The sequence below is a fragment of the Brevundimonas sp. genome (genome assembly GCF_050729455.1).
GTDB lineage: Bacteria > Pseudomonadota > Alphaproteobacteria > Caulobacterales > Caulobacteraceae > Brevundimonas.
Window position 1 is genome coordinate 25,013 of the sequence record NZ_JBOHLI010000030.1, and the last position, 13,231, is coordinate 38,243.

Below are 13,231 nucleotides of genomic sequence, written 5' to 3' on the forward strand. Positions count from 1 at the left end.
GTCCTGAAACGAAGAAGGCCCGACCATCCGGTCGGGCCTTTTTCATTGCGCTGAACCCGCGCCGCCTACTCGACCGTCGCGGCCAGCAGGGCCGACCGCCTGGCCGCCCTGCCCTTCAGCCAGCGCATGGCGACGACCGCGCCGACCACCACCACGGCGAAGGCGATCAGCATCAGGGTCGGGCCGTGGGCCTCGCTCATGAACTCCAGCTGAGCCAAGCCCTTGGCCGCCAGATAGCCCGGCGCCAGCATGGCCAGCACCCAGACGAAGGCCGAGGTGACGTTAGCCAGCTGGAACACGCGCTGACGCATCCGCAGCACGCCCACCATGACCGGCACGAAGGCGCGCAGAGGCCCGAAGAAGCGGCCGATGAAGATGGAGGCCACGCCGTAGCGACGGCAGTAGAGCCGCGTCCAGGCGATCTTGCGCCGGTGCGGCAGCAGCATGGGCTGGCGCAGCACGCCCGTCCCCAGCCGCCGGCCGATCCAGTAGGAGATGGCGTCGCCCATGACCGCGCCCGCGACGCAGCCGACGATGACGGTCATGGGATCGAGAACGCCCGCCGCGACCAGGCCGCCCGCCGCCACCAGCAGACCCGTGGCCGGCACGAAGGCGCCGATGACCACCAAGGATTCGAAAAAGGTGACTGCGCCCAGAACGACCCCGGCCCAGACATGGTGCCGGGCGATGAAATCGGCGGCCGAACTAAGCAAACTATCCATACTGGTCCTCTATCTCCCGACGCATATGGGAGATCGCCGCCCGAAGGGAATGCGGCGATGGGACGCCCCGCTTGAAACGCCCGCGCCGTGGCGCGAACGCCTCAGTTAGGGCCCGCGTCGCCGGTCCGCACGGACACGCCCACGGAGGTGGTCGTTCCCCGAGTCGAACCCGGCCAGACGTGAAACGGCGCATAGGACCGCCCGCGCAGATGGCTGCCCTCATAGCCCGGCGGCTCGATCAGGCCGAAAGGTCGGCCATAGCCGGCGTTGGGATACCCCCAGGGCGAACCATAGCCGTAGTAACCCCATGGGCTGTTCTTGGTCTGGCTGACGCTGAGGTTCAGCACGCCGTTCTCGCCGAGCGGCATCGACACCGCCGCCGCATAGTCGCGGTAGCCACCCGTGCCCATGCCGATGCTGACCTCGCCGTGCATCTTGCGCGGCTCGGCCTCGGCCCAGGGATCAACGGCCGCGCTGATCGAGGTCTCCGCCGTTCGGTCGCTGATCCAGCGTGCGATCTGTTCGTCCGTGGACAGGCCGTGAGGAGCGGCGCTCTGCACCGTCGTGCTGGGCGAGGCGTCGGTGGTGGATGCCGCCAGCATGGCCGTCGTGGCGGTCGGCACGGCCTGGTCGCCGCGCGGCGCGGTCGTGACGACGCCTTCGGGATCCATGTTCGCCAGCAACATCGCGGCGGCGGCCAGTTCGATCATCATGCGCCCGTACTCCCGTTCAACCCCACCCTAACCGCAAATGCGGCCCCAAAACGGCTATTCGTTCAGGCGACACCGTCGCCGCGCCCCAGGGGGTCGGGCAAGGCCTCGCCTTCGGGCACGAAGCTGAGGGCGACCGAGTTGATGCAGTAGCGCAGACCGGACGGCGGCGGGCCGTCGGGGAAGACGTGGCCTTGATGGCTGTCGCAGCGGGCGCAGCGCGTCTCGACGCGGACCATGCCGTAGCTGTCGTCGCGCACGGCGCGGACGTGGGCCTCGTCGACCGGCAGGCTGAAGCTGGGCCAGCCGGTGCCGCTCTCGAACTTGGTGGCCGAGCGGAACAGCGGCAGCCCGCATTCGCGGCAGCAGAAGACCCCGGCCCGCTTCTCGCCCAGCAAGGTTCCGCAGAAGGGCGCCTCGGTGCCGTGGGCCAGAAGGACGCGCTTTTCCTCGGGCGACAGGTCGGCCTCCAGCGCCACGCGCTGGCTCTCGCTCGGCGGCGTCAGATCAAAGCCCGAAGGCGAACGCAGCGGCGTGGGGGATTCGGTCTGGGTCATGGGCCCAAAATAGGAAGGGCCGGACGATGTTTCCACCGTCCGGCCCCAATCCTTCGCCCCTTCGGGCCTCAAGTAGCCCGAAGGGCGATAGGCCCTAGAACATGGCCTCAAGTAGCGCGAAGCGCGGTAGGCCTAGAACAAAGTTCCGACCCAGGCGCGCACGGCGGCTTCGTCGGTCGGGTTGCCGGTGTAGGCCAGACCCTGAGCCGGGACATAGCCCTGGTTGTTGCCGCGCTTGCGCGTCGTCCAGGCCTTGTGACCATAGCTGAGGTCCGAATAGTTCGACGGCAGACGCTGCACGGTCGGCTCGATGAAGATCGAGTCCACGGCGGTCGCCGATCCGGCCAGCTGCACGTTCGGCAGGCGGGTCAGCAGGTCCAGGGTGTCGAGGCAGCCGTTGGTGCAGCCGCCGTCGACCAGAACCACGACCTTGCCCTGAACGGGGTTGGCGGCGCCCGTGTCAGCCACCGACGGACGGCCCGGCATGACGAAGGTCTGCTGACCGGCGGCCAGGGCCGCGTCAAAGGCGGCGACGATGGCCTGGGTCTGTTCGATCACGGCGCCGGATTCCTGCACGAAGCGCGGATCGGCCTGCATACGGCCCAGGGTCTCGACGAACCATTGGCGGTTGGCGGGGGTGGCGCGGTAGGTGATCTGACCGGCTTCCGGCTGGCGGCTGACGGTGAAGTCGGGCGTCCAGATGCGGTTGGCCAGGCCATAGCCGCGCGAGGTGGCGTTGACCGAGGCGCCGTTCGCGCCGCGCAGGTCGATCACCAGGCCTTGCGCGCCGCGCAGAGTGGCGACCTGGCCTTCGACCTGAGCGAAGAAGGCGTCCCAGCCGGCGTCGTCGGCCAGGGAGTTGACGTGCAGCCACGGACGGCCGTCGACCTGTTCGATCGACAGCTTGGTCGCGCCGGGCGTGAAGACCGAGGCGCGGTAGGCGGCTTCCAGGTTCGCCGCCGTCGCCGGTTGCGGGCTCAGCGTATAGTCGCGAGTGCGGCGCCCAACCTGGAACTCGCAGGTCGAGGGCACGCCGCCGGCCATGGGGTTGTTGCGATTCCACAGCAGGTAGGGCGCGGTGCGAACGCGGGCGGCCTCGGTCGTCAGGTCGCCTTCAAAGCCGTCCAGCTTGGCCTTGGCGAAGTCGGCGATCGGCTGGACGTTGCAGCTCTTGACCACGGCGCCGACCGGCGGGGCGCCGCGCACGCCCGGCTGAACGTAGGAGACGACGTACTCGCCATTGCGCCAGGCCGTAGCCACGCCGGGCCAGCTGGTGGCGAAGAAGGGGCTGGCGCCTTCAAACGTCGGCCTGGTGACGATGTTCGAGTCGCGGAAACCATTGGCGTAGTAGCGCAGCAGATAGGCGTGGCTGTCGCCGCTGTTGACCTGACCGGCCTTGGACAAGGCGTCCTGCAGGCCGGCGTCGATCCAGCTGCGGAAGGCTTCGCTGGCGGCGCCTGGCGCCACGGCGGCGGGGTGATTGGCCTTCAGCGCGTCGTGCACAGCCTGAAGGTCCTGACGCGCCAGGTCGCTGAAGTTCTGGGCCGAGGCGCTGCCGGCCGCGAGGGCCAGGGCGAGAACAGCCGCCGAAGCGGCGAGCAGACGTTGCATGAAAGGAACTCCCATAGGGCCGTCGAAACGCGGTTTCGCCGTGTTTAAACCCAAGAAAGGCCCCCGTTCCAGTCCCGCGACGAATTGACCGCGACGCTAGCCCTCGCTCCCGCCGGTTTACTCAGGCTGACCTGCGCCTTAATCGGAACGAACTCCATTGCAGAGCCGACGTCGGATGCACCGTTTCCAAGACCTGTTCCTGTCGTCCAGCGGCCGCATCGGCCGGATAAGTTTCGTCATGGGCGCGATCGTTGTGCTGACGTTGTGGGCCGCATTCGACCTGCTGGCGCCCCTTACAATTCGCGACATCACGGGCTGGGTCGTAGCGGCCGCCCTGCTCTACAGCGGGGCCTGCGTGGTGTCGCAACGGCTGCATGATCGCGGACGGTCGGGGTGGTGGAGCGGACTGATCCTTCTGGCCTTCGCCATGGCCTGGCCGCGACCGCAGGCGCCGTTCGACTGGGTGGCGCTTGGGCTTCTGATCCTGGTCGCCGTCGATCTGGTCCTGCTGCCCGGACAGAAAGCCTTCAACCGCTATGGTGCGCCGCCGAAAACTCAGAGCGGCGCGTCGCCGGCCTGAACCGGACCGAACACCCGCTGGAACGACGCCTTCAGCGCCCCGTCCGCCTCGTCCATCGTCGCCAGAACGCCCAGATCGACCAGGCTGGTGACGCCGTGTTCGGTGATGCCGCAGGGCACGATGCCGCCGAAATGATCGAGGTCAGGCTCCACGTTCAGGCTGATGCCGTGGAAGCTGACCCATTTGCGGACCTTGACGCCGATGGCGGCGATCTTGTCCTCACGGCTCCAACCCGCGCCCTTGCGCTCGACCCAGACGCCGACGCGGCCCTCGCGCATCCCGGCCTCGACGCCGAACTGGTCCAGGGCGCCGATGATCCAGTCCTCCAGCCCGTGAACGAAGGCGCGCACGTCCTTGCCGCGCCTGTTCAGGTCCAGCATGACATAGGCCACGCGCTGGCCTGGCCCGTGATAGGTGAACTGCCCGCCCCGCCCCGTCCGGTGAACCGGAAAGCGGTCGGGCGCCAGCAGGTCGTCGTCCTTGGCCGAGACCCCAGCGGTATAGAGAGGCGGATGCTCCAGCAGCCAGACCACCTCCTCGGCCTCGCCCGCCGCGATGGCCGCGACGCGCGCCTCCATGGCGGCGACGGCGGGTTCATAGTCGACATAGCCGGTCGAGACCGCCCATCGGACAGGGTGGCCGTCGGCGCGGATCAAAGAAGTTGCGGTCAGGCTTAACGGGTCGGCAAGCATGACGCTTCAATGTGTCTGCTGACGCGGCGGCGCAAGGGCCGCCCGTTGATTGTGAGTATCGTCTTGAGCCAGATCGAAGCCGTCGATGTCGAGATTTCGGTCGTGCTGGGCCGTTCGGTCCTGCCGATGCAACAGCTGCTGCGCATGGGTCGCGGCGCGGTGATTCCGCTCGACGCCTCGGAACGCGACGAGGTCTGGATCCTGGCCAACAACCACCCGGTGGCGCGCGGCGAGATCGAAATTCGCGACGATCGCATCGCCATCACCGTGACCCGTCCCGCCGACGTCTATGACTTCATGGCCGGCGCGGCATAATTCTTAGCCGCGCTCAAAAGGCTCCGCCTTTTCGACCCAACGCGGCTTGATGTTGGAGCCGCGGTCAGAAGGCTCCGCCTTCTCGACCCGACGCGGCCTGTTTCTTTGTTTAGCCGCGGTCAGAAGGCTCCGCCTTCTCGACCCGACGCGGCCTGTTTCTTTGTTGAGCCGCGGTCAGAAGGCTCCGCCTTCTCGACCCGACGCGGCCTGTTTCGCTGCGCCCCGACGGCAAATGGGCAGGAAAAGCCGAGACTTCGCCTATTTCCGCAAAAGCCTCTTTTCTTTCCATCGCCTCTCCGCTATTGCCCGCCCTCCGATGCGAGCGGTCGTGGCGGAATTGGTAGACGCGCAGCGTTGAGGTCGCTGTGGGGCAACCCGTGGAAGTTCGAGTCTTCTCGACCGCACCATCTGATCTGACAGGGCGAAACTCGGCTGCTACCAGGCTGAACATCTTCGGGGAGGCAGACACGTGACCAACACGGATTCCGCCTTCCCGGCCCCTGCTTCCGAAATCGAAACCGAAGATCACGTCGCCTTGGGCGAGGACTACGCCCTGACGGCGTCCTTCGTCGAAAAAGTCGTGGACGCCGCCGACGACGGCGACGGGATGCGCCTGCGCGGCCTGCTGGAAGACCTGCACCCCGCCGACGTCGCCGACCTGATGGGCTTCCTGACGGCCGAGCACCGCGCCGTGGTGGTGCAGTGGCTGCCGCCGGACCTTCTGGCCGACACCCTGCCCGAGCTGGACGACGGCATCCGCGAGGAAGTGCTGGAGCGGGTGCCCCACCTGACCCTGGCCGAGGCCCTGCAGGAACTGGAATCCGACGACGCCGCCGCCGTGGTCGAGGATCTGGAGGACGACCAGCGCGAGAAGGTGCTGGCCGCCATGCCCGAGGTCGATCGCGCCGCGATCGAAAGCTCGCTGGGCTATGCCGAGGATTCGGCCGGCCGCCTGATGCAGCGCGAGGTCATGGCCGCGCCGCAGTTCTGGAACGTCGGCGACACCATCGACCACGTCCGCCGCCAGGGCGAGGACCTGCCCGAGCTCTTCTTCGACATCTATGTGGTCGACCCGCTGAACCATCCGGTCGGCGGCGTCCCCATCAGCCGCCTGCTGCGCGCCCCGCGCGAGACGCCGCTGTCCGAACTGATGGAGCCGGTCAACGAGATCGACGTCGACGTCGACCAGGAAGAGGTCGCCTACATCTTCGAGAAGTACAACCTGATCTCGGCCCCGGTCGTGGACAGCGGCGGGCGGCTGGTCGGTCAGCTGACGGTCGACGACATCGTCCACATCATTCAGGAAGAGAACCGCGAGGACATCCTGCGCCTGGCCGGCGTCTCGGACGAAGACCGGTCCTCGGGCGTGCTGGAGATCGTGCGCGGTCGCGTGCCTTGGCTGGGCATCAACCTGTTCACCGCCGTCCTCGGCGCCAGCGTCATCGCCCTGTTCGAGGGCACGATCCAGCAGATCGTCGCCCTGGCCGTGCTGATGCCCATCGTTTCGGCCATCGGCGGCAATGCGGGGACGCAGGCCCTGACCGTGACCGTCCGCGCCCTGGCGACGCGCGAGCTGACCTCGTCCAACGCCGCGCGCACCTTCTGGCGCGAGATGACGGTGGGCCTGGCCAACGGCCTGGTGCTGGCGCCCCTTATCGGCCTGGCGGCGGGCTTCTGGTTCCAGGAATGGCGTCTGGGCGCAGTCATCGCCTCGGCCATGATCCTGAACCTGCTGGTCGCGGCGACCGTCGGGGTGCTGACGCCCCTGACCCTGTCGAAGCTGAAGTTCGACCCGGCCGTCTCCTCGGCGGTCTTTGTGACGGCGACGACGGACTTCTTCGGCTTCCTGATCTTCCTCGGCCTGGCGACCATCGTCCTGCTCTGATCCGACACCATTCGGAACGCGGCTTGCTGCTTCGCCTTGCGGGCGAGCGCGCCCGTTTCGAAATGGGTCAGTCCGTGTCCGCAGTCACGTCCCAGCGTCTGAAGGTGTCCCGCGAGGGCCTGCTTCTGATCAAGAGTTTCGAGGGCTTCCGCCCCCGGACCGTGCGTCGCCGCGACGGCACGCCGGTCATCGGCTACGGCCACGTCAAATCCGCTCGCCTCGGCGCCGCGATCACCGAGGCTGAGGCCGAACTGCTGCTGCGATACGACCTGCTGCCCGTCGTCGAGACCATCAACAGCCGCGTCTCCATCCCGCTGAACCAGCATCAGTTCGACGCCCTGGCCAGCTTCATCTTCTCGGTCGGGGTTCAGCGGTTCGAAGGCTCCGACGTTCTGGAACAGTTGAACGCCGGCGCGCCCGCCCGCGCCGCCGAGGCCCTGAGCGGCTGGCCCGACCGCGTCCAGCCGCCGATCGACGCCCCTTATCGCCGCCGCTCGGCAGAGCGCGCCCTGTTCGACGCCGCCCCCGACAGGCCCGCGCCGCTCGACCTGCTGCTCACCGCCCCCGTCCAGGGTCCCGGCGCCCGAACCGAAACGCCGGCCGAAGAGAGCGCCCCCGCCACGGTTCAGGTGCTGCGCCATGAGAAGCGCACAGTGCAGCCTCCCCCCTGGAACGACACCGGAGCCGTCATCTTCATCGGCGGAATCGGCCTGCTGGCCTTCGCGGCGGGAATCGCCGCCTTCCGCCGCGTGCTGGCCGCACAACAGGCGACCGACGGCACGGTGCTGATCGGCGGGGTTCTGGCCGTCATCGGGCTGATTTTCATCGGCGTCGCGGGCTGGAACCTGACCCGCAAGCGGAACAATAAGAGCGTCGTCTGAGGCGGCTTTGCGAAGCGCGTGCGCGATGCTACGCCTTGCGGCATGAGCATTCCCTTCGCGCCCCAATCCATGGAATTCGGCCTCGGCGAGAACGCCGACGCCATTCGTGAAACCACCGCCCGCTGGGCCGCCGACCGGCTGGCCCCGCTCGCCGCCGAAATCGACGAGAAGAACGAGTTCAAACGCGAGCTCTGGCCCGAAATGGGCGAGCTGGGCCTGCACGGCATCACCGTCGAGGAAGAGTTCGGCGGCCTCGGCCTCGGCTACCTCGAACACGTGGTGGCGATGGAGGAAGTCAGCCGCGCCTCGGCCTCGATCGGCCTGAGCTACGGCGCCCACTCCAACCTGTGCGTCAACCAGATCCGCCGCTGGGGCACGCCCGAGCAGAAGCACAAATACCTGCCTAAGCTGATCAGCGGCGAGCACGTCGGTTCGCTGGCCATGTCGGAAGCCGGTTCGGGCTCGGACGTCATGTCGATGCGCACCCGCGCCGACAAGAAGGGCGACCGCTACGTCCTGAACGGCACCAAGTTCTGGATCACCAACGCCCCCTCGGCCGACACCCTGGTGGTCTACGCCAAGACCGACCCCGAGGCCGGCTCCAAGGGCTGCACCGCCTTCCTGGTCGAGCGCGGCATGAAGGGCTTCTCGGTCTCCAAGAAGCTGGACAAGATGGGGATGCGCGGCTCCGACACCGCCGAGCTGGTGTTCGAGGACTGCGAGATTCCTGAAGAGAACGTCATGGGCCCCGTCGGCGGCGGCGCCGGCGTGCTGATGAGCGGCCTGGACTATGAGCGCGCCGTCCTGTCGGCCGGTCCGCTGGGCATCATGCAGGCGGCGCTGGACGTGGTCCTGCCCTACGTCCGCGAGCGCAAGCAGTTCGGCAAGGCCATCGGCAGCTTCCAACTGATGCAGGCCAAGGTCGCCGACATGTACGTCGCCCTGAACAGCGCCCGCGCCTATGTCTATGCGGTGGCCCGCGCCTGCGATCAGGGCAAGACCACCCGTTATGACGCGGCCGGCGCCATCCTGCTGGCCTCGGAGAACGCGGTGAAGGTGTCGCTGGAGGCCGTTCAGGCCCTGGGCGGCGCCGGCTACACCAGGGAATGGCCGGTCGAGCGCCTGGTCCGCGACGCCAAGCTCTACGACATCGGCGCCGGCACCAATGAAATCCGCCGCTTCCTGATCGGCCGCGAACTGCTGGGCTGACGTGACGAAACATTAAGCCGCACCCCATGCGTCAGGGATGGCGCACGGGGTGCGTGGCCCCTACCTTGGCGAACCTTCGCTCCCCGAGTCTCGCCTGATGACGCTTGTTCCCACGCCGCCGCCTGATGAGAGCCGGACGTTTTCCGACGTGCTGGAATCCCTCGGCTATGGCGAAGACCCCAAGCTCAGCCTCAGGGAAATGGTCGAGGCCTTCGGTGAGCGCGGCTTCGGCGCCATTATCCTGATGCTGTCGCTGATGGCCCTGATCCCCTGGCCCCCGGGCGGCAAGGCGGTCTTCTCGGTCCCCATCATCCTGATCGCCGCGGAACTGGCCCTGCAACGCGACAAGGTCTGGCTGCCGCGCTGGCTGATGAAGGCCTCGGTCAGCCGCGCCACCTATCTAAGCGCCAGCCGGAAGATCCTGCCCCGCCTGCGCCGGATCGAGCGGCTGACCCGGCCACGCCTGCCGATCCTGACGGGCGAGGCCGCCGACGTGGTCGTGGGAATCATTTGCATCCTGCTGGCGCTGATGATGGCCATGCCGGTGCCTTTCGGCGACGCCCTGCCCGGCCTGACCCTGGCGATCTTCGGCCTGGGCATCATCCAAAGGGACGGCGTCTTCATCATCGCCGGACTGATCGGCACGGCTGTCTGCGGCGTCTATCTGACCCTGGTATGGGCGACGGTCGTGGCCATCATCCACGGCATCGCCCACTGGTTCGGCACGCTGTTCTGACAGCGCTCAAGCAGCCCGAAGGGCGATAGCGCTTACAAGGATGCGCTCAAGCAGCCCAACGGGCGATAGCGCCCACAAGAATGCGCTCAAGCAGCCCGAAGGGGCGAGAGCGCACAAGAATGCCCACAAAAAAGCGCCGCCGGGTCGCCCCAGCGGCGCTTCATTGTCTGACCGCGAACGGCCGAACCGCTGCCTTCCCTAAGGATCAGGCCCGGACCTCATGAGAGGACCAGATCGCGGCTGTCGCGCGCGATTGATGACAATGAGACACTGGCCACCTCCTTTCAGCTGCTGAACAGGAAGCTCAGGCTAGGACCGCACGCGGCCCCTCGTAAAGGCCGCTCCCGCCATCGTGATCAAGCCGCCTGAGCGGGACCGGCCAGGCCCTGCATGATCATGCGGTTGATGTCGATCAGGGTCTCGAAATCGTCCTCGCCGCGCATCACCGCCGAGGTGTGGCGATTGATGAACAGATCCAGCGAAATGATCTGCGCGCGCAGCGCCTGGGGCATGGCGTTTGACGGTTCGCTACAGGCCGTGGACAAGGCCGACCACATCCGCCGGTTCCAGTCCAGGGCGTCGATCCGGGTCGCGATGTCCGACTTGTCGACGGTGGCGGCGTGCATCAGGGCCCGCGTCACCTGGCCGAACAGCCGGTATTCCATGTCGCGCGGGGCTTCAGCCCGCGTCGCCGCCGTCTTGTACGCTTGAAGCGACATTGCCGAGCCTTTGGTCTTCGTAATCGACGATCTTACGGGCGCCCATCAGGGCCTTGTAGTACTGCCGCGCCAGCACGTGCTTGGAGCAGGCGACGCACTCGGTCAGGATGTCCGGGTTGCGGATCGCGCCCATGAACTCCGTCAGGCGCAGGGCGAATTCATCATAGAATTTCGGCGCCTCGGCCTCGTCCAGATACATCATCATGACGGGGAAATAGATGCGGCGCGCGGGCGTGTTGACGTCCTCGGGCTGCATGATGTCCTTCTCGCGCAGGACGCTGGCCTTGTTCTGAAGGACCAGGACGCCGCGCCGGTCGCCGTTCTGGACGACAGCGCCGTTCAGGACGAATTTTTCGCCGGGCTTCAGCGATAGTTTCAGCGGCAAAGGGAATCTCCGTGGCGCGCCCCAACCTGAACGGCCGGCGGCTGAGGAACTGTAAAGCGACGTGGTTAACCATCCCTTCCATGCGGCGTCAGGAATAGTCCGCGCGTCGGACAGCGGAACGCGGCGCCGACCTGGGCCGTTGTCCTGATGAACAAGGAAACGCCGCCGTGGCCCATCCAGACTTCGACTTCGACGCCCAGGATCAAGCCGAGATCTATGACGAAACCCACCTCGACGACGAGGGCGAGGGCGATGTCTCCCTGGACGAGGCCGACGACGTTCTGGACGTGACCCAGGTCGACGGCGACGCGGACGACGAGCCGTTCGACGAAGACGACCGGGATCTGGACGGAGACCTGGCTCTGGACGGCGTCGAGGCCGAGGCCGACGCCCTGCTGGGGGTCGATCCGGTCCGCCTCAGCGAGGCCGACGGCGGCGGCGAAGTCGGCTCCAGCCCTGACGAGGTCGAGCTGGTCTATGCCGGGCTGATGCGCAACCAGCGCGGCGCCCAGGCCAGCGCCGCTCACTGGGAGGCCAAACGCCTGTCCGACGACGATATCGAGGACCTGGGCTACGGCCCCGACAGCGAGGAGCGAGCATGACCGAGCGTCACCCCACCAAGACCCACGAAGACGCCGACCCCAACACCCCGCCCGCCAAGAAGGCCCCGCGCGAAGTAGGCAAGCCCGACCAGCTGAAAGACAAGGCCAGGGAGGCCGAGAATCGTCAGGAGGCCCTGATTGACGAAGCCTGCGAGGAAAGCTTCCCCGCCAGCGATCCGGCGGCGGCCAAGCGGATCACCTGAGCGGCCGTCGGACGGTCTGTTCAGGCGCGTCCTGATAAGCTACCTGCTCCCCTCCCCCCGTATGGAGCAGGTTTGGCATGAGCCGGTTCGAAGGCACTGCGAACTATATCGCCACCGACGATTTGAAGGTCGCCGTCAACGCCGCCGTGGCGCTGGAACGCCCGCTGCTGATCAAGGGCGAGCCGGGCACCGGCAAGACGGTTCTGGCCTATGAGCTGGCGCGGGCGCTGAACGCGCCGCTGATCACCTGGCACATCAAGTCGACCACCAAGGCCCACAACGGCCTCTACGAGTACGACGCCGTCAGCCGCCTGCGCGACAGCCAGCTGGGCGACGAGCGGGTCCACGACGTCCGCAACTATCTGAAGAAGGGCAAGCTGTGGGAGGCCTTCACCGCCCCGGCCCGCCCCGTCCTGCTGATCGACGAGATCGACAAGGCCGACATCGAGTTCCCCAACGACCTGTTGCAGGAACTCGACCGCATGGAGTTCTACGTCCAGGAGACGGACGAGACCATCAGCGCCCAGATCCGTCCCGTCGTCGTCATCACCTCGAACAATGAGAAGGAGTTGCCGGACGCCTTCCTGCGCCGCTGCTTCTTCCACTACATCCGCTTCCCCGACGCCGAGACCATGCAGGACATCGTCGAGGTCCACTTCCCCGGCATCAAACCGCGCCTGGTCGCCGAGGCGCTGAAGACCTTCTACGAAATCCGCGACACGCCGGGCCTGAAGAAGAAGCCCTCGACGTCCGAACTGCTGGACTGGCTGAAGCTGCTGCTGGTCGACGACGTCAGCCCGGAGACCCTGCGCGAAAAGACGCCGGGCAAGCTGATCCCGCCGCTGCACGGCGCCCTGCTGAAGAACGAACAGGACATCCACCTGTTCGAACGGCTGGCCTTTCTGAACCGTCGCGAAGGCGCGCGGCCGGGAAGCTGACGCCCCCGCCACGATTACCGCGATTTCACTGGATTACGCGCGTTCTGCGCGCACTATCGGTCTCGAACAGGAGCCGACCATGCATCACCTCCTTTGGCCCGTTTGCGCCCTGGCCCTGCTGACCGCCGCTTGCGACGACCACGGCCGGAGCGGCAGCAAGGTGCGCATCACCACGACCTCGTCCGACAAGGACGGCAAGGGCGTGCTGAAGGTCGTCGACACCCTGCAATGCCCGCAGACCCAGGGCGTATTGACCCGCAAGGGCTCGGCCCAGGCCGACGGCGCCACCTGCGTATACAGCGGACCGCGCGGCTCTGAGGTGACGCTGCATCTGGTGCCGCTGAACGGCGGCTCCAGCCAGGAGGCGCTCAAGGCCTTCGAAGACAAACTCACCGCCAGCCTGCCCGAAGCCATGACCCAGGTGCGCGCCGGCGAAGCCCGCGCCCAGGCCGAAGCCGCGCGCGCCGACGCCGATGCGGCCCGAGC

General features: G+C 67.2%; 16 protein-coding genes, 1 tRNA gene and 1 pseudogene. 11 read left to right on the forward strand and 7 right to left on the reverse strand.

The annotated features are described in order from the left end of the window. Positions 1 to 65: 65 nt before the first annotated feature. The 4 genes from ACREEF_RS09330 to ACREEF_RS09345 all read right to left on the reverse strand — a co-directional run bounded on the left by ACREEF_RS09330 (position 66) and on the right by ACREEF_RS09345 (position 3,600). Entirely contained in the window at positions 66 to 722 is a 657-nt protein-coding gene (locus ACREEF_RS09330) for a DedA family protein (protein WP_431565310.1), read from the reverse strand. Positions 723 to 823: 101 nt separating this feature from the next. Then, positions 824 to 1,435, reverse strand: coding sequence for a hypothetical protein (locus ACREEF_RS09335; RefSeq protein ID WP_431565311.1), 612 nt, complete (start codon positions 1,433 to 1,435; stop codon positions 824 to 826). Between the two features lie 62 nt (positions 1,436 to 1,497). Further along, complete coding sequence (gene msrB / locus ACREEF_RS09340) at positions 1,498 to 1,989, reverse strand: peptide-methionine (R)-S-oxide reductase MsrB (protein WP_431565312.1); 492 nt, start codon at positions 1,987 to 1,989, stop codon at positions 1,498 to 1,500. Between the two features lie 132 nt (positions 1,990 to 2,121). Further along, the gene (locus tag ACREEF_RS09345) at positions 2,122 to 3,600 is read right to left on the reverse strand and encodes a hypothetical protein (protein ID WP_431565313.1); all 1,479 of its coding nucleotides are present in this window, start codon (positions 3,598 to 3,600) and stop codon (positions 2,122 to 2,124) included. A gap of 175 nt (positions 3,601 to 3,775) precedes the next feature. On the opposite strand from ACREEF_RS09345, the gene ACREEF_RS09350 reads away from it, so the two are divergent. Then, entirely contained in the window at positions 3,776 to 4,180 is a 405-nt protein-coding gene (locus ACREEF_RS09350) for a DUF805 domain-containing protein (protein ID WP_431565314.1), read from the forward strand. Here the strand turns inward: ACREEF_RS09350 and lipB are convergent. After that, a complete protein-coding gene (gene lipB / locus ACREEF_RS09355; RefSeq protein WP_431565315.1) occupies positions 4,156 to 4,872 on the reverse strand; it encodes a lipoyl(octanoyl) transferase LipB in 717 nt (238 codons plus the stop codon). The genes ACREEF_RS09350 and lipB overlap by 25 nt on opposite strands. 9 nt (positions 4,873 to 4,881) lie before the next feature. On the opposite strand from lipB, the gene ACREEF_RS09360 reads away from it, so the two are divergent. From ACREEF_RS09360 to ACREEF_RS09385, 6 genes are all read left to right on the forward strand, one after another. Beyond that, positions 4,882 to 5,187: a FliM/FliN family flagellar motor switch protein gene (locus ACREEF_RS09360; RefSeq protein WP_431565316.1), complete on the forward strand. Its 306-nt coding sequence runs from the start codon at positions 4,882 to 4,884 to the stop codon at positions 5,185 to 5,187. A gap of 322 nt (positions 5,188 to 5,509) precedes the next feature. Next, a tRNA-Leu gene (locus ACREEF_RS09365) sits at positions 5,510 to 5,594 on the forward strand. A 62-nt stretch (positions 5,595 to 5,656) separates the two neighbouring features. Beyond that, positions 5,657 to 7,072 carry a magnesium transporter gene (gene mgtE / locus ACREEF_RS09370; protein ID WP_431565317.1) on the forward strand — a complete coding sequence of 472 codons (1,416 nt, stop codon included), beginning with the start codon at positions 5,657 to 5,659 and terminating at the stop codon, positions 7,070 to 7,072. 23 nt (positions 7,073 to 7,095) lie between these two features. Beyond that, a complete protein-coding gene (locus ACREEF_RS09375; RefSeq protein ID WP_431565318.1) occupies positions 7,096 to 7,953 on the forward strand; it encodes a glycoside hydrolase family protein in 858 nt (285 codons plus the stop codon). A 42-nt stretch (positions 7,954 to 7,995) separates the two neighbouring features. Beyond that, positions 7,996 to 9,162, forward strand: coding sequence for an isovaleryl-CoA dehydrogenase (locus tag ACREEF_RS09380; protein ID WP_431565319.1), 1,167 nt, complete (start codon positions 7,996 to 7,998; stop codon positions 9,160 to 9,162). Between the two features lie 97 nt (positions 9,163 to 9,259). Further along, on the forward strand, positions 9,260 to 9,898 hold the full coding sequence (locus ACREEF_RS09385; RefSeq protein ID WP_431565320.1) for an exopolysaccharide biosynthesis protein: 639 nt from the start codon (positions 9,260 to 9,262) through the stop codon (positions 9,896 to 9,898). 356 nt (positions 9,899 to 10,254) lie between these two features. Here ACREEF_RS09385 and flaF read toward each other — a convergent pair whose 3' ends face one another. Continuing rightward, a complete protein-coding gene (gene flaF, locus ACREEF_RS09390) occupies positions 10,255 to 10,617 on the reverse strand; it encodes a flagellar biosynthesis regulator FlaF (protein ID WP_431565321.1) in 363 nt (120 codons plus the stop codon). After that, on the reverse strand, positions 10,577 to 11,002 hold the full coding sequence (gene flbT, locus ACREEF_RS09395; RefSeq protein WP_431565322.1) for a flagellar biosynthesis repressor FlbT: 426 nt from the start codon (positions 11,000 to 11,002) through the stop codon (positions 10,577 to 10,579). Before flbT ends, flaF begins: the two co-directional genes overlap by 41 nt. Before the next feature lie 167 nt (positions 11,003 to 11,169). On the opposite strand from flbT, the gene ACREEF_RS09400 reads away from it, so the two are divergent. The 4 genes and pseudogenes from ACREEF_RS09400 to ACREEF_RS09415 form a co-directional block, all read left to right on the forward strand. Next, positions 11,170 to 11,604, forward strand: a complete 435-nt coding sequence (locus ACREEF_RS09400; RefSeq protein WP_431565323.1) for a hypothetical protein — start codon at positions 11,170 to 11,172, stop codon at positions 11,602 to 11,604. After that, positions 11,601 to 11,807: a hypothetical protein gene (locus ACREEF_RS09405; protein ID WP_431565324.1), complete on the forward strand. Its 207-nt coding sequence runs from the start codon at positions 11,601 to 11,603 to the stop codon at positions 11,805 to 11,807. Before ACREEF_RS09400 ends, ACREEF_RS09405 begins: the two co-directional genes overlap by 4 nt. A 77-nt stretch (positions 11,808 to 11,884) precedes the next feature. Further along, on the forward strand, positions 11,885 to 12,745 hold the full coding sequence (locus tag ACREEF_RS09410; RefSeq protein ID WP_431565325.1) for an AAA family ATPase: 861 nt from the start codon (positions 11,885 to 11,887) through the stop codon (positions 12,743 to 12,745). A 79-nt stretch (positions 12,746 to 12,824) separates the two neighbouring features. After that, positions 12,825 to 13,231, forward strand: a pseudogene (locus ACREEF_RS09415) (methyltransferase type 11); the annotation flags it as partial.